19 protein-coding genes and 1 other annotated feature are annotated in these 25439 nt (G+C 38.2%); all 19 genes read right to left on the bottom strand.

Annotated elements, in window-relative coordinates:
* Positions 1 to 107: 107 nt before the first annotated feature.
* Entirely contained in the window at positions 108 to 665 is a 558-nt protein-coding gene (gene hpf / locus ACQCPR_RS04975) for a ribosome hibernation-promoting factor, HPF/YfiA family (RefSeq protein WP_090563306.1), read from the bottom strand.
* A 114-nt stretch (positions 666 to 779) separates the two neighbouring features.
* Positions 780 to 1157 (bottom strand): PilZ domain-containing protein, encoded by a 378-nt coding sequence (locus ACQCPR_RS04970; RefSeq protein ID WP_340879268.1) that lies wholly within the window; start codon positions 1155 to 1157, stop codon positions 780 to 782.
* A gap of 143 nt (positions 1158 to 1300) precedes the next feature.
* A complete protein-coding gene (locus ACQCPR_RS04965; protein WP_427138388.1) occupies positions 1301 to 1795 on the bottom strand; it encodes a C40 family peptidase in 495 nt (164 codons plus the stop codon).
* Positions 1796 to 1974: 179 nt separating this feature from the next.
* A complete protein-coding gene (locus ACQCPR_RS04960; protein ID WP_427138387.1) occupies positions 1975 to 3663 on the bottom strand; it encodes a methyl-accepting chemotaxis protein in 1689 nt (562 codons plus the stop codon).
* A gap of 1109 nt (positions 3664 to 4772) precedes the next feature.
* Positions 4773 to 5621, bottom strand: a complete 849-nt coding sequence (locus ACQCPR_RS04955; protein WP_427138386.1) for a VOC family protein — start codon at positions 5619 to 5621, stop codon at positions 4773 to 4775.
* Between the two features lie 349 nt (positions 5622 to 5970).
* Positions 5971 to 6894, bottom strand: a complete 924-nt coding sequence (locus tag ACQCPR_RS04950) for a threonine/serine dehydratase (protein WP_427138385.1) — start codon at positions 6892 to 6894, stop codon at positions 5971 to 5973.
* A gap of 71 nt (positions 6895 to 6965) precedes the next feature.
* Positions 6966 to 7547 carry a 3-isopropylmalate dehydratase small subunit gene (leuD, locus tag ACQCPR_RS04945; protein ID WP_427138384.1) on the bottom strand — a complete coding sequence of 194 codons (582 nt, stop codon included), beginning with the start codon at positions 7545 to 7547 and terminating at the stop codon, positions 6966 to 6968.
* A gap of 233 nt (positions 7548 to 7780) precedes the next feature.
* Positions 7781 to 9196 carry a 3-isopropylmalate dehydratase large subunit gene (gene leuC, locus ACQCPR_RS04940; protein ID WP_427138383.1) on the bottom strand — a complete coding sequence of 472 codons (1416 nt, stop codon included), beginning with the start codon at positions 9194 to 9196 and terminating at the stop codon, positions 7781 to 7783.
* Positions 9197 to 9215: 19 nt separating this feature from the next.
* A complete protein-coding gene (leuB, locus tag ACQCPR_RS04935) occupies positions 9216 to 10316 on the bottom strand; it encodes a 3-isopropylmalate dehydrogenase (protein ID WP_427138382.1) in 1101 nt (366 codons plus the stop codon).
* 264 nt (positions 10317 to 10580) lie between these two features.
* Positions 10581 to 12122: a 2-isopropylmalate synthase gene (locus tag ACQCPR_RS04930; protein WP_427138381.1), complete on the bottom strand. Its 1542-nt coding sequence runs from the start codon at positions 12120 to 12122 to the stop codon at positions 10581 to 10583.
* Positions 12109 to 13140 carry a ketol-acid reductoisomerase gene (ilvC, locus tag ACQCPR_RS04925; RefSeq protein ID WP_090563326.1) on the bottom strand — a complete coding sequence of 344 codons (1032 nt, stop codon included), beginning with the start codon at positions 13138 to 13140 and terminating at the stop codon, positions 12109 to 12111. The genes ACQCPR_RS04930 and ilvC overlap by 14 nt, the downstream gene beginning before the upstream one ends.
* A 144-nt stretch (positions 13141 to 13284) precedes the next feature.
* On the bottom strand, positions 13285 to 13800 hold the full coding sequence (gene ilvN, locus ACQCPR_RS04920) for an acetolactate synthase small subunit (protein WP_090563328.1): 516 nt from the start codon (positions 13798 to 13800) through the stop codon (positions 13285 to 13287).
* Positions 13797 to 15551, bottom strand: coding sequence for an acetolactate synthase large subunit (gene ilvB / locus ACQCPR_RS04915; RefSeq protein ID WP_427138380.1), 1755 nt, complete (start codon positions 15549 to 15551; stop codon positions 13797 to 13799). Before ilvB ends, ilvN begins: the two co-directional genes overlap by 4 nt.
* Before the next feature lie 131 nt (positions 15552 to 15682).
* Positions 15683 to 15934: a binding site (T-box leader), on the bottom strand.
* Between the two features lie 45 nt (positions 15935 to 15979).
* The gene (ilvD, locus tag ACQCPR_RS04910; protein ID WP_090563332.1) at positions 15980 to 17647 is read right to left on the bottom strand and encodes a dihydroxy-acid dehydratase; all 1668 of its coding nucleotides are present in this window, start codon (positions 17645 to 17647) and stop codon (positions 15980 to 15982) included.
* A gap of 927 nt (positions 17648 to 18574) precedes the next feature.
* Entirely contained in the window at positions 18575 to 19006 is a 432-nt protein-coding gene (locus ACQCPR_RS04905) for a hypothetical protein (protein WP_427138379.1), read from the bottom strand.
* Between the two features lie 332 nt (positions 19007 to 19338).
* Entirely contained in the window at positions 19339 to 21021 is a 1683-nt protein-coding gene (locus ACQCPR_RS04900; protein ID WP_427138378.1) for a methyl-accepting chemotaxis protein, read from the bottom strand.
* An 89-nt stretch (positions 21022 to 21110) separates the two neighbouring features.
* Positions 21111 to 22793 (bottom strand): methyl-accepting chemotaxis protein, encoded by a 1683-nt coding sequence (locus ACQCPR_RS04895; protein ID WP_427138377.1) that lies wholly within the window; start codon positions 22791 to 22793, stop codon positions 21111 to 21113.
* Between the two features lie 153 nt (positions 22794 to 22946).
* Positions 22947 to 24635, bottom strand: coding sequence for a methyl-accepting chemotaxis protein (locus ACQCPR_RS04890; RefSeq protein ID WP_427138376.1), 1689 nt, complete (start codon positions 24633 to 24635; stop codon positions 22947 to 22949).
* A gap of 18 nt (positions 24636 to 24653) precedes the next feature.
* Positions 24654 to 25406, bottom strand: a complete 753-nt coding sequence (locus ACQCPR_RS04885) for an NlpC/P60 family protein (RefSeq protein WP_427138375.1) — start codon at positions 25404 to 25406, stop codon at positions 24654 to 24656.
* Positions 25407 to 25439: the final 33 nt, after the last annotated feature.

The raw sequence follows: 25439 nt of genomic DNA, 5'->3' as shown, positions 1-25439 counted from the left end.
GTGTTTCTGATTATTTAGACCACCCATCATTTTACTCGCTATTATCCCATATAAACGATAAAAACTCTCCTCGTAATGAGGAGAGTCCCGTATTTAAATTTAGACGCTTAGTTTGTTTCGATTAAACCGTATTTTCCATCGCTACGTTTATAAACAATATGCGTACCATTAGATTCTGCATCTGTGAAGATGAAGAAATTATGACCAAGCATATTCATTTGAAGTACTGCTTCTTCCTGATCCATCGGTTTTAGGTCAAACTGTTTAGTACGAACGATATTATATTCATCTTCTTCAGTATGATCTGTTACAGCATCTGGTGGATCAATTGTTGCAAAAAATGTTGCTACACCTTCACGTTCACGGAACTTACGATTTACTTTTGTTTTATATTTTCTAATTTGACGCTCTAATTTATCAACGATTAAATCGACAGCAGCGTACATATCTGCATTGCGTTCTTCTGCTCGCAGTGTTAAATTTTTCATAGGAATTGTTACTTCTACCTTTGTTTGCTTGTCGTTATACACTTTTAAGTTAACGTTTGCAGTTGCTTGAATTTCTTCGTTGAAGTAACGGTCTACTTTCTCAATCTTCCCTTCAACGTATTCACGTATTGCAGGAGTCACCTCAATGTTTTCTCCACGAATGTTAAAGTTTAGCATGTAAACTCCTCCTTTAATTTAACTCTATATATATATTTCAACACCACCTTTAAAATATCCTTCTTATTTTAAAGTTTTTATTTATTTTTTGTCGAAACTTGTAATAATTTTTACTTACCTAAGTTCCATCTCTTTGCGTCTACGGTTTTTTAGCTCTCCAATAATCATTTTTTCACTCTCACTATCCCCAACTAACTTTATGCCATATTCATGACCATCTGCTTTTCGGTGGGACCAAACAAATTCTCCTACCATTGAAATAGGATTTGTATCTAATGTGAAATGTAATTCAACATGATGTAATTGATCTATGGAAATAAATAATTCACTAAACATCTTCAAGCCATTTGGACTGATATCTATAATTTTGCAAATACCTTTGTTTGATAATTCCACTCCATTACTGCCTTCATTTTGTTTTATTAAACGAAATGTTGCATCGCAAGGTTCTTCAAATGTATAACGAAAATACTCGTTACGGTTATACTTCAAATTCCTTCCTCCTTCCGATGGATACTTATAATATATTTTTCATTATGCAGAATTAACAAAGAATTATCAAACGATAAGAAGATGTTGGGAACACAAAAAAAGTTCTACCGTAGATTATACGATAGAACAGATATGTATATGTTTTATTTGTTTACCGCTACTGTTACATCAGCAATTCGCTTAGCTCCCACGTAACGATCTCCCCAATAATATGGATCACTTAATTTATCGATTTTCACACCTTTTGAAGTGGATGAATGGATAAATTTGCCGTCTCCGATATAAATACCAACATGTGAGACGCCTCTACCAGAAGTATTGAAGAATACTAAGTCACCAGAAGATAAATCACTTTTATCTATTTTAGATCCTGAAGCGTACATTCCTGAAGAAGTTCTTGGAAGACTTACTCCTAAATCATTGTACACATAGCTTACAAATCCTGAACAATCAAATCCTGCTTTTGTTGTACCGCCACCACGATATTTTGTGCCAATTAAATCCTTAGCTGTTGCTACTAATTCAGATGAATTAACAGAACTTGCTGCTTCCGTATTTACTGCGAATGTTGATATAACTAAGAGAACGGATAATGCTAATATAGCCATGACTTTTTGCGACATAGATTTTAAATTCATCGTGTTCCCCCAAGGTTTAAAGTTTTCTGATTATTTCTCTAAACTCATCTTACCACTCTTTAAACCTTTTTAATTTTACAGTTATGTAACAATTGTGTTACAAGAAAAACTAAGTGTTTTCAACGGATTACACAAAAAAAACCTAACAAGTATAGAAATAATTACTTGTTAGGACTAATTTATATGACAAATCTAGTGCTTGATTTCTCCAAAATAATTGCCTGTTCACTTACATTATTTATCAATTTAGAAAGCATTTCGATTGTCTGAACATTAGATAAAAGCATGTCCTCAGTGTGCTCCATTTGCGCTGTGTTAGATTCGATTGATTCTATTAATGCAAATATGAGTTTCTCAGAAGTATTCTTTTCTTCTTCAATCGTTAGAATAGAATCTTTCATATAATCATTTTGATTTTTGGAATCTCGTATATAGGAAACTATTTTATCCATTTTATGATGCAGCATCTCAAACGTTGCCGCGTTATTTTTGGATGTAGCCAATCCATCAGCAAAAACGCTTGCCATCTGAGTCCCTTGTTGAGTAATAGAATTAGATATCTGATGAATTGTGGAAGCTGTACCAGACACTTCATCTGCAAGTTTTTTTACTTCTTCCGCTACAACTGCGAATCCTTTACCATGTACACCCGACCTGGCAGCCTCTATTCCAGCGTTCAATGCCAATAAGTTAGTTTGCTTGGAAATCGTTTGGACGATTGTAGTCATTCGTGCTATTTCTTCAGTCCGATCTTGCAGTATTTTTCTCTCTGCATCAGCTTCTTTAAATAATGTTCGTAATTTTGCCGATTCACCAGCAGCATTTTTCAATGCCGATGCACTTTCATCAGCCATTTGTACAGCAATTGTGGAATACTCGGTCAGTTCAATTACTTTTTCTGTTACTTCGCCAAAAGTCTGGGAAAACTCCTCTAAAAAGGAACGGATACTTATAGAACTTTCCTTTTGCTTTAGCATACTTCCACTCGTTTCATGAATAGCTAATTTGACGATATTTGTGCTATCTACTGTATTAGTGGAGTATTCTTTTAACTCTGCGCTATTTCCACTCAATTTCTCTGCAGTATATTTAATAGTTTTTACGATATCTATAAGGTTACCTCGCATCTCATTCATCGCTTTTGATACTTCACCAATTTCATCGTTCGCTAAAACTTGTAATGGTTCGCTATTTAAATTTCCTTCAGATATATCTTTTGCAGATAAAACTACTTGTGCTAGCTGGGTTTTAATTTGTCTATTTGTTATTAAAACTAAAGCAAGTGATAGTAAACCTGCTATAAGAAAAGCAGTAACTACAATAACAATGGTATTTTTCTGACTTTTGGACATTTCCTCTATTGAAAGCTGTCTTTTGTCAGATTCACGTTGTCTAGTTTCTTCTAATATTAAAGTCAGGCTAGTGTATTTTTCATTGATAGATTGAAGCTGTCTTCGTTTCGCAACGTTTTCTTTATTGACAACCGATTCCTTTAAATTATTCTCGTATGTAGTTTCAATTGATTGTAATGTTTCTAAGAAAGCCTTCCAATCTACATTAGGTATTTGCTTACTAGCTACATTTAGTTGACTTGCTAAACTCTCTTTTGTCAATTTATAATCTTGATCGAAAACTTCTAATGGATCTCCTGCGAAATTGGATATAGCAATGTATAAACTCGCAACCTCCGATCGCATAATATCTACACTTTCCACACTTTGTGACGAAGTTTCCATATCATCAGCTAATTCTTGATTGTGAACTACTTGGATGATTAATAAAACAGCCATCACCCCGAATAAGATAAAGGAACTAAAAATTGCAATTAAATACTTCATTCGCAGTGGAATAACAGACCATTTTTTCATAGGTATTCCGACCTCCCCAGTTGAAATATAGCATAATTCTTTAAAGAAATGATTGTGTTTTCTGAAACTTAACATGAATTTTACAAAGTTGAATTTTAAAACATGATGTACGTTAAAAGCAATCTTCGAAAATACTTCAATATTTCACATCATTCACAGACAGTCTAATTCTGTCGAATCAATACCGACTAGGGATGGTCGATTGTCGAATGCGTGCGCAAGAAACTACATAATAATCAATATAGCTGATTTAAGTCGAATTCAAGCAAATTGTGTCAAGAGTTAAAACGAATAGTTGCTGACAAAAGAGAAGAATCTATAGAGGAAGAAGAGAAAGATTAGAGCAAATAATTTCGATTGAATATATTGCGAAGCGGCTTTATTTTAGTTAAATTATCACATTTCTCAAATAAACACATAGAGTTTAATAATCGGTGGCGGTATGCTGAAGATATTATAAATGAGGGAGAAGACATAAAATGACTCCGATAGTTCGGAGTCATTGCAGACTGTAGACAAACTCAATTTTTGGTGCATAGAGTTGTATACTAAAATCGGCAAGGACCACCACCTCGCTTTCCGTGGGCTTGGCTTCAGCCTCCTCGTCACTGCGAAAACTATATGCTCCCGCGGTTACTCGTCGCAAAGACATTGGTCAAACAAAGTTCGACCAATGTCTTTCCTGCGGGGTCTTCTGCTCAAGCTGTTCCCACAGGAGTCCTCGTGGTGGTCCTTGCTTTATAAACAACTCCCTAAAGGTTTCCACTATATATACTTTTATTTAGATAAAGCAACCTCTTTAAAGATATTTATAATTACTCATAGCAGTTTATAAAAATACTTTTGTCGTCAAGCTGAAAGAGGCTGGGACAGAAGTAGAAATTTTATTGGATAAGGAGAAAACTTTACTAAATAATGGATATTTAATAAAATTGATTGGAATGGAGTGGCGACTCCTACGGGAATAGCGTGACGCCTGAGACTACAGGCTCAGGCCACGCCCGTGGAAAGCGTCCCTGGAATGGAAATCAATTTTGTGCACAGCAAAAAAACAGCATTTTTCTCACAGAGAAAAATGCTGTTTTGGGGTTCTGTCCCAGCCTCTTGCTTTATTTTAAGATTAATTTAATTTTATTTTGGGAAGGATCTTGCACAACAAATACTCCATTTTCTTCCACAATATCTGAACCAATTTCTATGACATTAGTAATTGCAGCTTGTAGCTCTTCGTTTGTTGGAAAAACTACTGAGAATGTCTTTAAACCAACTACGTTCTCTGGTGTAGGAGGAGCGTCAACCCCAGCCCAAGTGTTTAAACCAATATGGTGATGATATTTGCCTGATCCCATAAATAATGCTCCAGGATAATTAGGTGTCATAACATCAAAGCCTAATGCGTTATAAAATTTCTTTGTTGCATCCAGTTCAGAAACATGCAAATGAATATGTCCCATTACAGTTCCTTGAGGTAGCCCATTCCATTCTGTGTTTGCACCATCCGCTAAGATACTTTGCGCATTAATTTGTAGTGTAGCCATCTCGACGTATTCATTCTCCCATTTCCAGTCAGAATCTGGACGATCACTGTAAATCTCAATTCCATTTCCGTCTGGATCATTCAAGTAAAGTGCTTCACTAACTAAGTGGTCTCCCGCTCCAATGCGAATATTACTCTCTGCAAAGTGTCTTAAAACTGCACCTAGATCTGCACGTGTCGGTAACAATAGAGCGAAGTGATATAACCCAGTTGTTTTTTGTTGTGTTGGCATTATACCCGAAGGTTGTTCAATAGAAATCAGTGCATTCTTCCCATCAGCAGTAAGTAAAATTTTGTCGGCGTGTTGCTCAAGAACTTTAAAGCCTATAATATTTTCATAAAATTCTAGTGAACGTTGAAGATCCACTACTTTTAGTTCTACTAAATCTACAAATGTGTGCGGTTTATTATGGTATTTCATTTGAAATCCTCCAGTTAATTTGTTAGTTTTTGGTTACTTTTCGTAAGTAATTATATTTTAGTTACCTATTGAAGTCAAGTGATGGGTTTAGGTTAAGTGGATGGCAGAGTGAATCACAAGTTCATTGGGCAGAATCGCAAGATAGTTGGCGAGAATCGCAAAATCTGCGCACCAAATCGCAAATTAACAGGATAGAATCGAAATATAGGGCATGCAAATCGCAAGTTCGGTCTAATGGGGATTGAGTTTTGTTTTGCTGTCGAATATTTTAGTTATTCCCTATATAGATTTGATTAATCTATAGTATTAAAACACCACTAGCTCAATGGCTAGTGGTGTTCGAGAGTCGTTATTTAGCTAAAGGCATATTCGTACATAGTTGCTGGCATTCGTCTAGTTTACTAACATCGATGTTGCCACCACTAACAATTATGCCGACATTTTGGGAGGATTCTGGAATGCGGTTATTCAATACTGCCGCTACTGCTGCAGCTGCAGCACCTTCGATGAGCGTTTTTTCACGTTCAAGCGTGAAGAGAATGGCAGATGCTATTTCTTGTTCGCTCACGGTGATTACATCGTCCACTAGTGCTTGAATAATGTTCATAGTCAAATTCCCTGGTATTTTCACGTTGATACCTTCAGCGATTGATTTGCCCAAGAATGGTAGCAGACCGTTTCCTTTATAAGCAAAGGCAATTGCAGAAGCGTTTCTGGATTGGACTCCGATAACTCGGATATCAGGACGGATGGATTTTACTGCAAGAAGGGTACCAGCTAGTAAGCCTCCTCCGCCTGCTGGCACAACAATCGTATCTAGCTCTGGACGCTGCTGAAGCATTTCCATCGCTACGGTTGCTTGCCCCTCGATAACTGCCATATCGTCAAAAGGATGGATGAACGTTGCTCCTGTTCGAAGCTGTTCCTCACGAGCAGCAATATACGCTTCATCGAAATTTTGACCGATTAGTTTGACTGTTGCTCCATACCCTTTCGTAGCATTTACTTTCGAAACGGGTGTTCCAAGCGGCATGAAAATCGTGACTGGCACATTTCGTGCTTTACCAGAAAAGGCGACACCTTGTGCGTGGTTACCAGCAGAGGCTGCGATTAATCCTTTGGCACACTCGGCTTCGCTTAGCTGCGATACTTTATTCATAGCGCCTCTAATTTTAAATGACCCAGTTTTTTGCAGGTTTTCTAATTTCAAAAACACATTTTTCTCGGTAATTTTATTGAATGTGGTCGATTTTTTAAACGGTGTGCGATGCACAAACTCCGCTACTTTCTCAGATGCTAGATATAAACCTACAGTGTCGTATGAATTCCCAACAAAACCATCTCCTAATTAGCTATTTTTTTATCTTCGTAAGCTTTTATTTTATCTTCATATTGGAAGGTTAACGAAATTTCATCCCAGCCATTTAGAAGCATTTTCTTTTGGTATGGATCAATGTCAAATGAATACACAATACCGTCCGCACCTGTTACCGTTTGCTCTTCTAAATTTACTGCTACGTTATACACTTCTTTACTTAACAATGCTTCCACTTCATCCACCGATAACTTTATCGGTAAAATCCCGTTTTTCATGCAGTTATTATAGAAGATATCCGCAAAGCTTGGTGCAATGACTACTCGAAAGCCATAATCCAAAATAGACCATGGTGCATGCTCACGGGAGGAGCCACAACCAAAATTGTCATGTGCTATTAATATAGTAGAATCTTTATATCGTTCATCGTTTAATACGAAGTCTTTAATTGGCTCATCATTTGCATCGAATCGCCAGTGATAAAATAGGTATTTACCGAAACCAGTTCGTTCAATGCGTTTTAGAAATTCTTTCGAAATTATTTGGTCAGTGTCTACATTTTTTTGATTCAAAGGTGTTATGACACTTATTATTTCATTGATAGGCTCCATTGATTTTCCTCCTTAAGCATTTACTAGATTAAGAGTTGAAATTAACCTAAGTTCGTCGCATCCTTGCGACAACGGTTAACTGACCTGCATCACGCAGGCCCCACCTTGATCAATTTACTCCTTTAAAAAATCTGTGACATCCGCCGGAGACTTAAGCCAGCAGGGTGTTGGTCACACAGGCGTTGCTGCAGGACGCGGCGATTTTAGCCAGAGTTCCTTTAATACAGTAAGGGTTAAACTCCTACTGTATTAAGTTGAAATTTGCGAATGTCTACAATATGTCCTTCGATTGCTGCTGCTGCTGCCATTGCTGGACTCATCAGGTGCGTTCTGGAACCAGCTCCTTGACGACCTTCAAAGTTGCGGTTGGATGTAGAGGCGCAGTGTTCCCCTGCTGGCACGACATCTTCATTCATCGCAAGGCACATACTGCAGCCCGACTCACGCCATTCGAATCCTGCATCAAGGAATACTTGATCGATCCCTTCTTGCTCTGCTTGTTTTTTTACCGTTTGGGATCCCGGAACGACAATGGCTGTTACGTTTGGATGCACTTTACGACCAGCAATTACGTTGGCTGCTGTACGAAGATCACTTAAACGTGCATTTGTACAGGACCCGATAAATACATTCGAAATAGCTATATCCTCTAGAGGCATTCCCTGTTCTAGACCCATGTAAGCTAGTGCTTTTTCATGTGCTTGTTGATCACTTGTCTCCATGAAATCAGATGTGAACGGAATATTTTGCGATACACCAGAACCCATAGAAGGATTTGTACCCCATGTTACAAATGGTTCAATCTCATCTGTAGAAATTTCTACAGTTTTATCGTAAATAGCACCCTCATCAGTCGCTAAAGCTAACCAACGAGCAGCTTCTTTCTCAAATGCTTCACCTGAAGGAACATGCTCACGACCTCTAAGGAATTCAACCGTTGTCTCATCCGGGCTAATCAATCCAGCTCGTGCTCCTGCTTCAATGGACATATTACAAATGGTCATGCGCTCTTCCATTGATAGCTTACGAATCGCTTCACCAGTATATTCCACGATGTAACCTGTTCCCATATCAATTCCAAACTTTGAAATAATCGCTAAAATAATATCTTTTGCAGCAACACCATACCCAAGGTCACCCGTTACTTTAATTTGCATCGTTTTTGGTTTAGCCTGCCATAGTGTCTGAGTAGAAAGAACATGCTCTACTTCACTAGTACCTATACCAAAAGCAATTGCCCCGAATGCACCATGTGTAGATGTATGACTGTCTCCACAAACAATTGTTTTACCAGGCTGTGTTAAACCAAGCTCTGGTCCAATAATGTGCACAATCCCTTGGTCAGGATGATCCATATTGGCAAGTGGAACCCCAAATTCTTCACAGTTTTGTTGAAGAGTAGTGATTTGTTTACGAGCGATAACGTCTTTGATCTGTTCTCTATTCCGAGTAGGTACGTTATGATCCATTGTTGCATAGCATAGATCTGGCCGACGAACCTTACGTTTATTTAGTCGTAACCCTTCAAAAGCCTGCGGAGATGTCACCTCATGGAGTAAGTGTAAATCGATATAGAGAAGGTCTGGTTTACCTTCTTCCTCATACACAATATGTTCATCCCAAATTTTCTCAATAATCGTTTTTACCATTTAGTTCCTCTCCTTTTGGTTAGACATAAGAAAACATAATACTATCTGATACAAATTCTGAGTCTAATTCTTCTATAACCTTTAAGGTCCATTCCGTTGTAGACAGCACTCGTTTCCCTTTTATTTGAAGGTCACTTGTGAAATTACCGTCATTCAATACATTAAATACCGCCTCTTCAATAGCCGCTGCTTCCGTTTCCATTTGGAATGCTTCACGTAGCATCATTGCAGTTGAAAGAATTGTTGCTGCTGGGTTTGCTTTATTTTGCCCCGCAATATCAGGCGCAGAGCCATGGACTGGTTCATATAAACCAAATCCATCCTCACGCCTACTTGCTGACGGTAACATGCCTAAGGAACCGGTGATTACGGAAGCCTCATCACTTAAAATATCACCAAACATATTTTCCGTAACAATTACGTCAAATGAATCTGGCTTCGTGATCAACTTCATCGCAGTTGAGTCCACAAGCATATGCTCTACTTCTACATCAGGATAGCCTTGTTTTTTCTCTTCGACGATTTCACGCCATAATTTACTAGAATCTAATACATTTGCTTTATCTACAGATGCAAGCTTGCCACGACGGCTCCTTGCTAATTGGAAAGCAGTATCCACAATTCGTTCAATTTCACTGCGTGTATAAACTAAAGTGTCGACTGCGTAATCATTAGTTTTCTTACGTGGCTCTGCAAAATATAAACCACCTGTCAATTCACGTACAATTACTAGATCTACCGCCTCTGCAACTTCCTTTTTAAGAGGAGAGGCTTCAAGTAATGCGGGAATCGCTTTTACAGGACGAATATTCGCATACAATCCAAAATGCTTCCGAATAGCTAGCAGTCCTTTTTCCGGGCGTAAATGAGATGGATTTTGATCCCACTTTGGCCCACCTACTGCGCCTAAAAGGATGGCATCACTTTTACTGCATACGTTTATCGTTTCTTGTGGTAGGGGATTTTCACAAGCATCAATTGCTGCCCCACCGATCAATCCGTATTGTAAGTTAAACGTATGGTTAAAACGTTTTGCAATTGCTTGAAGCACCTTTACTGCTGCTTCTGTCACTTCTGGACCGATTCCATCTCCCGGTAATACCGTTATCGTTTTTTCCATCCCATTCACTCCCATTTTTTTGTTTACAGAGTTGATTATCACTCCAGGTGGACGCTTTCCGCGGGCACGACTTCAATCTCCTCGTCACTGCGAAAACATATGCTCCTGCGTTACTCGTCACAAAGACATTGGTCAAATAAAGTTCGAATAACGACTTTCCTGGGGGCTTTCCGATCGTGCTGTCCCACTGGAGTCGCCGCATTGCGCTACAATCAACGTAATCCAATTAAATTTTACTGAATTTATCCCACCTATTTATTACTGTCACTGTCCTACCGCGGCTTGCTCTTTTATTTGAACGTTTACTAATTGACGATTAATAGCATTGATGTATGCTCTAGCAGATGCTTTCAATACATCCTGAGAAGCATTTCGACCAGTTGTCGTTAAGCCGTTATATGTTAAATTAACAACTGCCTCTCCAAGTGCATCCCGCCCTTTGGAGACAGAAGATACACGATAGTCTAAAATACGAACCTCGCCTTTTACAAGTTTTTCAAGTGTATTGAAAATTGCTTCCACCGCACCTGATCCTGGACAAGTTTCCATTACACTTTCACCAGACGGAACTTTTACTGTAATCGTAGAGGTTGGAACATTGTTCTCATATTGAATGATGAGTTCCTCTAATTCATACACTTCCACTTCTCCACTTTTCACCTGCTGGTCAGTCAATAAAACAAATAAATCTTCTTCACTTATTTCTTTTTTACGATCCGCTAATTTCTTAAATGCTACAAATGCTGCATTTAGCTTCTCTTCACTTAATTGGAAGCCCATTTCCACTGCTCTGCTAAAGAATGCATGACGTCCTGAGTGTTTTCCAAGCACAAGCTCAGTTGCTACATCCCCAATCAAATCTGGTGTAATAATTTCATACGTTTCCGGATTTTTAAGCATGCCATCTTGGTGAATACCAGATTCATGGGCAAATGCATTTTTTCCGACAACCGCTTTATTTGGTTGAATAACAACACCTGTCAGCTGGCTAACTAGTTGACTAGTACGTTTCGTTTCTTTCAATAAAATCCCAGAATCGGCTTGGTAATAATTATTGCGGATATGTAATGCAACAGCTACTTCCTCCAGTGCCGCATTACCCGCACGTTCACCGATACCGTTAATAGTACCTTCTACTTGAGTCGCCCCATTTTCAATAGCTGCTAAAGTATTGGCAACAGCCATTCCTAAATCATCATGACAATGAGCGGATAATTTCACTTTTTCGATACCTATCACGTTTTCACTTAAGTATTTGAATAAAGCACCGTATTCAATAGGAGTTGCGTAGCCTACTGTATCTGGAATATTAATCGTTGTTGCGCCTGCTTTAATCACTTCATTCATAATCCGTACAAGGAAATCCTTGTCTGAGCGGGTTGCATCCTCTGCCGACCATTGTACAAGTGGAAAATATTTTTTCGCTAGCTTCACAGATTCAACAGCAATCTCAATTACTTGCTCAGGTGTTTTATTTAGCTTATATTGCATATGGATTGGGGAAGTTGCGATAAATGTATGCAGATGTGGTTGCACGCCACCTTTTAGCGCTTCCCAGGATGTCTCAATATCACTCTTAATCGAACGTGCCAAACCAGTAACAACTGAATTTTTCAGTGTATCCGCAATTAGTTTAACTGCTTCGAAGTCTCCAGGTGATGAAGCAGGAAACCCTGCTTCAATAATGGAAACACCGTACTTTTCAAGCTGACGAGCAATTTCTAACTTCTCTTTTGTATTTAGATTAATACCAGCTGATTGTTCGCCATCACGTAGAGTTGTGTCAAAGAATTCAATTTTGCGCACTGGTCACCACTTCTTTCTTGACTTTTTTCCCTTCATTGATGAAAGGCATCATTTCGCGAAGTTTTGCTCCAACTACTTCGATTTGGTGCTCAGATTCTGCTTGTTTGATAGCATTATATTTTGGACGATCTGTTTCGTTTTCTTTAATCCATTCTCTTGCAAAAGTACCGTCTTGAATGTCTGTTAGGACGTCCTTCATACGATCTTTTACGGATGAGTCGATGATCCGTGGACCTGACACGAAATCTCCCCACTCCGCAGTGTCTGAAATAGAAGAACGCATTGTAGCCATTCCTCCTTCATACATTAGGTCAACGATAAGTTTTAGTTCGTGTAATGTTTCAAAGTAAGCAAGCTCTGGTTGGTAACCTGCTTCTACCAATGTTTCGAAACCAGCTTTTACGATAGCTGTTGTACTACCACAAAGTACTGCTTGCTCTCCAAATAGATCTGTCTCTGTTTCTTCTTTGAATGTTGTTTCTAAAACGCCTGCACGAGCTGCTCCGATGCCTTTAGCATAAGCAAGTGCTAGGTCTTTTGCCTCGCCAGTTGCATCTTGATAAACTGCGAATAATCCAGGTACTCCTGCTCCTGCTTCGAATGTTCTACGTACTAGATGACCAGGACCTTTTGGTGCTACTAAGAATACATCCACATCTGATGGAGGAACGATTTGACCGAAATGTACGTTGAAGCCATGCGCGAATACAAGTGTTTTGCCAGCTTTTAATGAAGGTTGAATTTCAGCTTCATAGACAGCTTTTTGTCTTTCATCTGGTAATAAAATCATGATAACATCCGCTTTTTCAGCCGCTTCTTTTACGGAATATACTTCTAGACCATCCTCTTTTGCTTGATCGAATGATTTACCTTCACGAATTCCTACAACTACATCAAATCCTGAATCCTTTAAGTTTTGTGCGTGTGCATGACCTTGTGATCCGTACCCGATGATTGCGATTTTTTTGTCCTGTAAAAGTCCTTCGTTGATATCTCCGTTATAATACATTTTAGCCATTGTTATTTCCTCCTCGAATTTGGGTTTTTTATATTATTTTGACTCATTAATCACATCTGCTGATTTACGCGGTCTGTGAGCCCTCCCACTGGAGTCTCCGCCTATAAAGTTTCTAAATACCAAAACTAAAATATTCCAAAGTCATTATTTTAAAATAGATAACTGTGGTGCATTTACTTTTTGTGTCTCTCGAACAAAAGCAGTTACGCCTGTTCTTGTCAGCTCTTTTATGCCATAAGGCTTTAACAAATCAATAAATGCATCAATTTTCTCAGGGCTACCTGTGACTTGGAATGTGACAACATTTTTTCCAGTATCAATAATAGAAGCTCGGAAAGGTTCAATGATACTATTAATCTCTGCTCTTACAGCTGGTGGCGATACGACTTTCAAGAGTGCCAACTCTCTTACAACAATTTGTTTTTCTGTAATATCATTCACTTTTAGCACATCTACTTGTTTTTGCAGCTGTTTTAATAGTTGCTCAAGCTTTTGTTCGTCCTCCACATTTACGACAAATGTCATTTTGGATATTTCAGGATTTTCTGTATGCCCAACAGTGATGCTTTCTATGTTGAACTGACGCTTCATGAGTAGACCTGTAACACGATTGAGAACTCCGCTTTGATTGATCACGGTTACTGTTATGATTCGTTTCATTCTGGCTTCACTCCAATCATTTCATGTAACCCTTTACCTGGAGCAACCATTGGATAGACACTTTCTTTTTGTACTACTCGACAATCAATTAATACTGGCTCATCGGATTCTAGCGCTTCTTTTAATAGCACCTTCGCATCTTCAAACGTTTCAATTTTATAACCTTTAATATCATAGGCCTCCGCTAACTTCACGAAATCTGGTTGAACCGGAATAAGTGATTGCGAAAATCTTTCCCCATGGAATGTCTCTTGCCATTGGCGAACCATTCCAAGAGCTTGGTTGTTTAAAATAATAACTTTTACTGGAATTCTTAGCTCCTGTAAAAGTGATAGCTCCTGTAACGTCATTTGAAAACCTGCATCACCAACGATTGAAACTACTTTCGCGTTCGGTTTAGCTAGCTGTGCTCCAATTGCTGCTGGGAAACCAAAACCCATTGTTCCAAGTCCACCAGATGTTACCCAGTTATGCGGCTGAGTGAATTTATAGTACTGTGCTGTCCACATTTGATGCTGCCCAACGTCTGTTGTGACAACAGCATCTCCGTTTGTATACTCATGGACTAGCTCTAAAACTTGCTGTGGAAGTAATCCACGTTCCTCACTCGCTTGATAATGAAATGGGTATTGCTCTTTGGAAATATTCAAGCTTTCTAGCCATGCCGTTGTGTTCCCGTTCGGTGAACCTTGCGCAAGTAATGCTTCTAAAGCTTCTTTTGCATCCGCTACGATTGGAATTTCTGTAGGAACATTTTTACCGATTTCCGCTGGATCAATGTCTATATGAACTACTTTTGCGTTTGGTGCAAAGTAGTTTAAATTTCCTGTTAGACGGTCATCGAATCTTGCACCAACATTTATGAGTAAATCACAGGTTTGGATTGCCATATTAGCTGTATACGTTCCATGCATTCCCGCCATTCCTAGGAAAAGTGGATGATTTCCTTCGATACCACCTAACCCTAAAAGCGTGTTCGTTATCGGTATTTGATATTTTTCTGCAAATACAGCTAGTTCATCGGTTGCTTTTGCGAATAATACGCCTGCTCCCGCAAGAATTAACGGCTGCTTTGCAGTAGAAATAGCTTGCGCTGCTTTTTGAATTTGTAAAAAGTTTGGTTTTGTCGTTGGCTGGTATCCTGGAAGATTGACTTCCTGTGAGTTTTCCTCCGGCGTTACGAACAAACTCGTAGCCATATTTTTAGGTATATCTACGACAACTGGTCCTGGACGACCTGTAGAAGCAATATGAAAAGCTTCGTTAATGATTCTTGGAAAATCTGCTACATCTTTAACTTGGTAATTATGTTTGGTAATAGGCTGGGTAATGCCGATAATATCTGCCTCTTGGAATGCATCTGTACCAATCACGGTTGTAGCAACCTGCCCTGTAAACACAACCAGTGGAATTGAATCCATCATCGCATCGGCAATACCAGTTACTAAATTCGTTGCACCAGGTCCAGAAGTGGCAATCACTACACCAACTTTTCCTGAAACTCTTGCATACCCTTCTGCTGCATGAATAGCTCCCTGTTCATGTCTGGCAAGAATGTGCTTAATCGGATTTTTGTACAATGCATCATAAATAGGTAAAACCGCTCCACCTGGATAACCGAATATTACTTCTACCTGATGTTTCTTTAACGTTTCAATAAAAACATCCGCACCATTCAATTGTCTAGGAGCCTTTGTGGTTATCGGCTCATCATAAACTTGCTCAGCTTCCTCAACGGTCAACTTCATCATTAATTCCTCCTTTTTATCAAATCGTCCAGTTTACTTAGAAAAGCTTTTCGACTTTGCGCTTTAAATTGCTGAAGTCTAATTTATAAAAAAGAAAAGAATTTCACCCCACACAAATAAACCTTCGTTTTTTGTATAGGGATGAAATTCTTTTCATGGTACCACCCTAGTTCGTAGCGCAACCGCTACCTCGCAGATAGCAGACAAACGCCCACCATCCATTTATAACGAGAGTAGCTAAACTACACCCGGAAGTATCTATTAGGTTTCCCATTCAACACTTCACTCCGAGGGGATGTCGCTAAAGGTTGTACTGTCGGTTCCCACCACACCGACTCTCTGTAAATACAAGATTCCTTTAACTTTTGCCTCATCAATGATTTAAATATTAGATTTAATCAAATTAGCCTTGGCTTATTTGCTTAACTAAATTAGATTTTCATTACTCCACCAGTGCTTGCTGATGTTACTAATTTTGAATATCTTGCTAAATAACCTTTTTTAATCTTTGGTTCAAATGGTTGTAAGTTTGCTTGTCTGGTAGCTAATTCCACATCGCTAACTTTCAAATCTATCGTTCTATTTGTTAAATCAATAGCGATCACATCATCATTTTGCACTAAAGCAATCGGACCACCATCTGCAGCTTCAGGAGAAATATGTCCAATGGAAATTCCTCGAGATGCTCCAGAAAAACGACCGTCTGTTATAAGTGCTACCTGAGTTCCTAATCCACGCCCTTGAATGGCTGATGTCGGAGCAAGCATTTCTGGCATCCCTGGTCCTCCTTTTGGACCTTCATAGCGGATAACCACTACATGACCTGCTTGAACTATACCGTCATCAATAGCTTCTTGTGCAGCTTCTTGTGAATCAAATACAATTGCTTTACCAGTAAACTCTTTAATAGAAGGGTCCACTGCACCTACTTTAATAACTCCGCCTTCAGGAGCGATATTTCCGAATAATACGGATAAGCCACCTACAGGACTATATGGATTTTCTTTTCGGCGTATGACTTGATCATTCGTAATTTCTGCTTCTTTCACATTTTCATAGAGTGACTTACCAGTAATCGTTAGCCGATCTGGATGAACCGCTCCAGGAATTTCGCAAAGCTCTTTTATAATGGCACTAACCCCTCCTGCAAGATGTACATCATGCATGGAGTAGTCTGATGCTGGCATAATTTTCGATAAATAAGGAATACGCTTAGCAACTTCGTTGATCTCTCTCACGTCGTATTCGATTTCAGCTTCATGTGCAATTGCCAATGTGTGAAGGACAGTGTTTGTAGAACCTCCCATTGCCATATCGAGTGCAAATGCATCATCGATTGTTTCTTTTGTTATCAAATCTCTAGGTTTTACATCTTCTTTAACCATACGTACAAGATGATGTGCCGCTTCTTTTATGAGGCGATGACGTTCATCCGATGTTGCAATAATCGTTCCATTACCCGGTGGTGTCATTCCTAACATTTCCATTAAAGAGTTCATGGAGTTAGCTGTGAACATCCCTGAACATGAACCACATGTTGGACATGCATTTTGTTCAATATCAAGTAGTTGTTCCGCTGTCATGCCACCTGATTTATAAGACCCTACCCCTTCAAACACAGATGTGAGTGAAAGCTGTTTCCCATCAGCTGAAGTACCAGCTTCCATCGGTCCACCTGAAACAAATACAGATGGGACATTCGTTCTTACCGCTGCCATAAGCATTCCCGGCGTAATTTTGTCACAATTTGGAATGTAGAACACTCCGTCGAACCAGTGCGCATTAATCACTGTTTCAGCTGAATCTGCAATAAGTTCACGGCTCGGAAGTGAATATCTCATCCCGATGTGACCCATTGCAATCCCATCGTCTACACCAATCGTGTTGAACTCAAATGGAATTCCTCCAGCTTCTCGAATTGCTTCTTTAACGACCTCTGCAAATTTGTTTAAATGCATATGTCCTGGAATAATATCAATATAGGAGTTACAAACACCGATAAACGGTTTATCTAAATCTTTCGTTTTGACCCCAGTAGCGTAAAGTAAACTTCTATGTGGGGCGCGATCGACGCCTTTTTTTATCATGTCACTTCTCAATTCAATCGCTCCTATACTTTCCGCTTATGTAGCGTTTAGCTTTGCAGCTCTGAATATTAAGTCATTGTGAATTTTCTCACAATATTTAATATATTGTTGATATCATATCGCCTTTGAAATGCCGCGTCAACACCCTTTTTTATAATTGTCAGTTATTTTTGAATATTCTTTTTGTTTGTAATCGCTTACATCTGCGATATATCGCATTTCGCAGGATTTAAAAATAATTGTGAATTTTTTTAAAAATGACGGGAGTATGGAAGATTTTATTGTTGTCGATGAGCGTGGACAGATGAATTTTATTTAAGAGTTGATATTATATAGTAATTTTGTATCTTAAGACGGAGAATCACAAGTTGTATGAGGTAAATCGCAAATCAAACGGGGCAAACCGCAAGTTCGGCTTTGCGAATCGCAAGTTGCGAACGGATTTAGGTCCTGCGGAATGGAGAATCGCAAGTTGTATAGGGTAAATCGCAAATCTAACAGGGCAAACCGCAAGATCGGCTTTGAGAATCGCAAGTTGATATGAAAAAAACCTTTCTCAACAAAGAGAAAGGTTCAGACTGTAGACAAACTCAATTTTGGGTGCATAGAGTTGTTTACTAACTTCGCTTTCCGTGGACTTGGCTTCAGTCTCCTCGTCACTGCGAAAACATATGCTCCTGCGGTTACTCGTCGCAAAGACATTGGTCAAACAAAGTTCGACCAATGTCTTTCCTGCTGGGTCTTCTGCTCAAGCTGTTCCCACAGGAGTCTTCATGGTGGTCCTTGCCTTATAAACAACTCCTTAAAGGTTTCCACTATATATACTTTTATTTAGATAAAGCAACCTCTTTAAAGATATTTATTATTACGCATAGCAGTTTATAAAAATACTTTTGTCGTCAAGCTGACCCTTTCTCAACAAAGAGAAAGGGTTTTCTTCTACCATAAATTCGGTTTTGCAACCATGAACCACAGCATGATTAGTAATAATAAAATATATTTCCACACGTTAGAGTTTAACTTTCTTATGAGTGTATCAAGATCAATCGTTCCTGCTTGGAATTCACGAATATTAGGCTTAAATGCTTTAGCTAGAAATAATATGGAACTTGCCATAACTAGAATTGTCATAATCACCCATGATGTCGTCCATGGCCAATTCCCCTGCCAGACAAGTAGAATACCTGAACCAACAAGCACATGACCAGCGTGCTTCACTAGACGAATCGCTGCTTGAAACACCTCTAATGATGTATCTATCATTTCTTTATTTTTACCTTTCATCCTATTTAATAAAGGAAATAGAACAAAAAATGGTCCAATTGATAAAACTGCACTAATCACATGTATGAAAATAATGAATGTATACATTTCTAAACAACTCCCTACTGCAAGTATACTTTATTTTCATCGAATCTTTTGTGACGAGTTCAAGAATATTAAAAGATAATTTAGACTTAAATAGGGGTGGTCCCTAGTTTTAATTTACATTCAATATGGTGTTCCCTAAAAAAGAATGAATGGTAAGAACAATTTGAGATTAACTTTTGTCTAAATTTTGCAGGGATTTTTTCGCGCATGTTTTCATTTGGACCACGATTTATGCGATTTTCCCAACATTTAAAGCCGTTCTCGCAACATTCCATTTCCTTTATGCAAAAAACGACACCTATTGCTATTACAAATAGGTGTCGTTTCTTGTTTTATATTCTAAAATGGCTTACTTCATTTTGTAGTTTCTCTGCTAAATCTGCTAAAGATTGTGCACTTGAAGAAATTTCTTCGTTTGCTGCTAGTTGTTGTTCAGTTGCAGCGCTTGTGTCGCTTGCGCCGTCCGCTGCATGTGTTGCTAGTTTTTGAACTTGTTGGACACTGTCTGTTACGAAACTTGCTAGTTCTGAAATGTGACTTATTGCAGTTGTAACGGATTCTACTTTTTGGACTACATCATCTACACTTGTTTCAATTTGTTGGAAGACATTTAATGATTCTGTTGTTTTCGTTATACCTTCTTCAATTTTATCTCCCCCAGTAGTAATTGCTTTTACTGCGGACCCAGATGCTGATTGGATTAATTGTACCATTGATTCTATTTCAGAAGCAGAGTTTTTGGATTGCTCAGCTAATTTACGTACCTCTTCTGCAACTACTGCAAAGCCTTTTCCGTATTCTCCAGCACGAGCAGCTTCAATTGCCGCATTTAATGCAAGTAGATTCGTTTGATCTGAAATGTCTGTTATAAGTGATGTGATATTTTGAATTTCATTGGAATGTTTAGCCATGTTTTTCATAATTTCTGTTGTTTCATTGAAAGTCTCATGAATGGTATTCATTTGGCTAGCCACATTTGTTACTACAGAAGACCCTTGTGTTACGAGTGATCGTACACCATCCGTGGCTTTTAACATGTCTTCATTACTAGTAGCAATTTGGGAAACTCCTTCTTGTAAGTCTGTCATGGAATGCATAGAGGCATTCATTTGCCCTACTTGTTCTTCACTTGCGACCATTTGCGCTTCGGCAGATTTTGCAACCATCTGTGAGGAAGCTAAACTTTCTTCAGAGCTTGCTGATAGTTCTTCCGCATTTGCTGCTAGCTGCATCGAAGAATCGCGCACACCAGATACAATTCGTTGTAGATCATCCGACATTTTATTGAACGTTGATGCCATCTCGCCTACTTCATCCCTATTCTTAATAACAATAGGCTCAACCGTTAAATTCCCATCTGCTATTTCGGCAAGACCATTTGTTACTTTCTTAATAGGTCTAGCAATACTTCTACTTATGAAGTGGGATACAAGGATTCCAATTACCACACTAAGAATAGTAAGTAATAAAGTAATAATATTTGACATTGTCACATATGTATCCAATTCTTCTCTTGTTTGACTCGCACTTTTTTCCTCAATAGTTTTTAATTCAACTAATGCTTCACTAATTTCTAGGTTAAGCTGAGTAGATTGAGATGCTGCCTTTTGATACATACCGTTGACCTTTTTCAGCTCAATCATTTCAGTGTTTGCTTCAAATAACTGTGTGGATTGCTCCTGTAACTTTTCTACTATTTCTAATGCATCTTTATTATCAAGATTTTTAGATAAAGAAGTTATAATCTCCATAACTTGTTTATAATCCGCTTCTAGTTTCTCTACAGACGCTAGTTTACTAAACATTAGATATTCCAGCACGGACGTGGACATTTCCTTTTGAATTACTTCCACTTTTTCGACAAGAGACACACGTTCCAATTCTTCATCGATTAATGAATCATATCTAGTCGACACATCATTTGTTGTCCACATAGACATAACACTCGCTATTATTAATAAAACCAATACTGCTGAAAATCCACCCCATAATTTCTTAGAAATTGTTAACTTCATTATTATCCCCTTTTCTTCCAAACGATTTATATTATTTATTAAGCTATAAAAGACTCTAAAACTAACTGGTGATTTAGAGTCATTGAAAATTATAGTTTAAAATGACTTACTTCATTTTGTAGTTTCTCTGCTAAATCTGCTAAAGATTGTGCATTTGAAGATATTTCTTCGTTTGCAGCTAATTGTTGCTCAGTCGCAGCACTTGTATCACTAGCTCCATCCGCAGCCTGTGTAGCAAGTGTTTGTACTTTATCGGCACTCACTGTAACAGAATTAGCCATTTCCTGAATTTGTCCAATTGCAGTCGACACTAATTCTACTTTTTGAACTACAACCCCTACACTAGTTTCAATTTCATTGAATACATTTAGAGATTCTGTAGTTTTTGCAAGGCCTTGCTCTACCTTATTCCCACCAGTCGTTATTGCTTTAACGGCAGATCCAGAGGCAGTGTGAATTAACTGTACCATCGACTCAATTTCAGACGCAGAGTTTTTCGATTGCTCTGCAAGTTTGCGAACTTCTTCTGCTACAACAGCAAAGCCTTTACCGTATTCTCCAGCACGAGCTGCTTCAATTGCAGCATTTAATGCAAGAAGGTTCGTTTGTTCGGAAATATCGGTAATCAGTGATGTAATGTTTTGTATTTCGTCTGAGTGTTTAGCCATGTTTTTCATGATTTCAGTTGTTTCAGTGAACGTAGTATGAATTGTTTCCATTTGATCAGCTACTTCAGAGACAACAGAGGACCCTTTTGTTACTAGTATTTTCACACCATCTGTCGCTTGTAGCATTTCATCATTACTATATGCGATTTCTGATACGCCTTGTTGTAGTCCTCCCATTGAACTCATGGATGACTCCATATGATTTACCTGTTGTTCACTTGCAATCATTTGCTCTTCAGCAGATTTCGCTACCATTTGAGAAGACGCAAGACTCTCTTCAGAGCTTGCAGAAAGTTCTTCTGCATTCGCCGCTAATTGCATAGAAGAATCGCGGACACTTGATACGATTTGTTGTAAATCGTTCGACATTTTGTTAAAGGTTGTCGCCATTACACCGACTTCATCTCTGTTTTTAATAATGATTGGCTCAATCGCTAAGTTGCCCTTTGCAATTTCCTCAAGACCAGCTGTAACCTTTTGAATTGGTTTAGAAATGGATCTACCTACAAAGTATGATATTAAAATACCCACGACAATAGCTAATACAGTTATTATATTTAGTGCTATCGTTGTTTTATCTTCATAATCCTCTAACTCTGCTCTTGTATCTGCCATATTGTCTTCTTGAATTTTTTTTATTTCAGCTAAAATACCAAGTACACCTGTATTAAGTTCAGAAGATTTTTCTGCATATTCTTCAAATGGTTTATTTGCAGTTTTTAGCTCAATAATCTTATTGTTGTTTTCAAACAACTTCTCCGTTTCTGTTTGAAGATCTTTCATCAACTTAACCGATTCTGCATCTGTAGATTTTTCAATCAAAGCTCTAGCTGCAGTCATACCTTTTTCTATCTCAGCATCAAACTTATCTACAGCATCTCTCTTACCGAACATAACAAACTCTAAAACGGCAGTTGACATGTCTTTTTGTATAACTATAATTTCCTCTACTAGATTAATTTTAGTTATATCATCATCGAGTAAATCCTTATATCTATCTGTTAATTTTGTTGTTCCACTTTGAGTAAGAATACTAGTTATTACTAATAATACTAAAACCGCACAAAAACCAAACCACATTTTCCTTGAAATCGTTAACTTCATATATATCCCCTTTTTCCTATACAACTACATTATATAAATCCAAGTAACTATACTATTATACATAAATTAAGGGTATTTGGACATAAACATTTTGAATATTTTCAGCAAAATATCCTATGTCGTATTAAGCGACATAGGATAGAAAAACTTAAGCTATATTTTAAAGTGACTAACATTATTTTGTAAGGCTTCTGCAAGATCTGCTAGGGTCTGCGCATTGGACGAAATTTCTTCATTTGCAGCAATTTGTTGCTCCGTTGCGGCACTTGTATCATTAGCGCCATCTGCTGCAAGTGTTGCGAGTCGCTGAACTTCTACAGCCCCCTGAGAAACTGACTCCGCCATTGCCTGTATCTGTTCAATAGCTGCAGAAACAGATCCCACTTTGTAACCAACCTCTCCTACTGCTTCTTCAATATTTTGGAATACTGTTAAAGATTCCGTTGTTTTAGCGATGCCGGCTTCCACTTTCTTGCCGCCATCAATAATAGCATGTACAGCATCACCAGAAGCACTTTGAATCAGTTGAACCATTGAAGCTATTTCCGTCGCAGAGTTTTTAGACTGCTCAGCAAGTTTACGTACCTCATCCGCTACAACAGCAAAGCCTTTGCCATATTCACCAGCCCTAGCTGCTTCAATAGCTGCGTTTAAGGCAAGGAGATTGGTCTGCTCTGAAATATCCGTTATTAAAGCTGTGACGGTTTGTATATCATTGGAGTGCTTCTCCATATTTTGCATAATAGTCGTCGTATCATTAAATGTAGAGTGAATTGTATCCATTTGTTTAGCAACTTCTGATACAACATTAGAACCTTTTTGGACTAGATTTTGTACATCATTTGCTGCATGTAACATATCTTCGTTACTAACACTAATTTGACCGATCCCTTGGGATAGCTCTGTCAACGACTGGACAGAAATATCCATATGGTGTACTTGCTCATCACTCGATACCATTTGAGCTTCGGCAGATTTCGCAACCATTTGTGAGGATGCCAAACTTTCTTCTGAGCTCGCCGAAAGTTCCTCTGCATTAGCAGCAAGCTGCATAGAAGAATCCCGAACTCCAGAAACTATTTGACGCAAGTCTTTAGACATCATGTTGAAGGCTGTGGCCATTTCGCCAACCTCATCTTTATTTTTAATAACTATAGCTTCGACAGTTAAGTTTCCAGTTGCAATTTCTGTAAGACCTGCGGTAACACGTTTCACCGGTTTTGAAATACTTCTGCTGATGAAATACGCTAAAAGAATTCCTAGTATAACACCCAATATAGCTAAAGAACTGACAAATATTTTAGCTCCAAACTCATAATTAGTTAGCTCGTCTCTTGTTTTATCCATATCAGCCTGTAAAAACTGCTCAATTTCACCCAAAATGGATAGCGCATCTGTATTCAGCGTTTTCGATGTTCCAGTAAGTTTATTAACTGCTGATGTATCTTTATTTGTTTGTGCTGTTATTACGTCTACATTTATAGCGGCAAACATATCATTTTTTTTATCAAATTCTGTCATCATTTCTAACGCCTCAGGAGAAAACAAATTGTTTCGCAGCTCAGCAGTCAATTCAGTTGTTCTTTGCTGATGTACGTCGACGTTTTGTCTTGCTGCATCAGTATTAGATACTAAATAATCCAATACTGCACTAGCAGTGTCTTTTTGCGAAATCTCAATTTCTTTCACTAGATTCACTTTAAGCGCTCGATCATCTAGTAAAAATTGATATTTATTACTAGTTTCCATAATTGCCATAATTGATAAAACAGAAACGGCGATTAATAATACTAAAATAGCAACAAAACCAAGCCACATTTTCCTGCCAATGGTCCACTTCATATAAATCCCCCTATATCCCTATTTTACAGTTAATGAATTGAAACGATTGAATGAGACAAAATGCTCTTTCCAATAAGAGGATTCTAAACTCGCTACTTCTACACCTTTTGCCCCCGCATGGATAAACTTATTTTCTCCAAGATAAACCCCCATATGAGAGATTCCCTGCTTATATGTATTTTCGAAAAACACCAAATCACCTACAACTGGGACCGCCACATTAGCAGTTTGTGTATAGTAACTCTCACTACTTTGTCTCGTAATATCTAACCCTGCTTGAGAATGAAGGAAATATATAAATCCGCTGCAATCAAATCCAGCAACTGTATTGCCAGCATATAAATATGGAATTCCTTCTAAATGTTTTGCAAAATCTACTATAAAAGAGTACATAGCTTGTCCTTCAGTCGATAAATTCATTGCTTGCACAGCATTCGGAGCAATAGTTAGTTGTTCATCTTTCGCTTGAACTGGCGGAATTACTGTTTCCTGTTTTGGCTTAGTATTCTCTATTATTTTGGGGCTAGTAGAAACTACATTTGTTGTTGTTTTAGAAGCAACTGTTGGTTTTTTCACTACCAATTTCTGTTTAAGGTAAATATTATCTTTTTTTAGTTTATTCCACGTTCGAAGGTCATTGACCGCTACTTTATTTATCCTAGCTATTTTCGTTAATGTGTCTCCTTTTTTAACTTCATATAAGGTATTGGCACTAGCACCTGATGCAAATGAAACAAGTAAAGCTGTTACTATCAGCACTTTCTTGAACATAAAGACCCTCCTTCTATTTAACTATTAATCTCA

This window comes from Psychrobacillus psychrodurans (assembly GCF_050209195.1).
Classification (GTDB): Bacteria; Bacillota; Bacilli; order Bacillales_A; family Planococcaceae; genus Psychrobacillus; species Psychrobacillus psychrodurans.
Note: the sequence above shows the minus strand (reverse complement) of the source record. Positions and strands in the feature narration are given on the sequence as shown.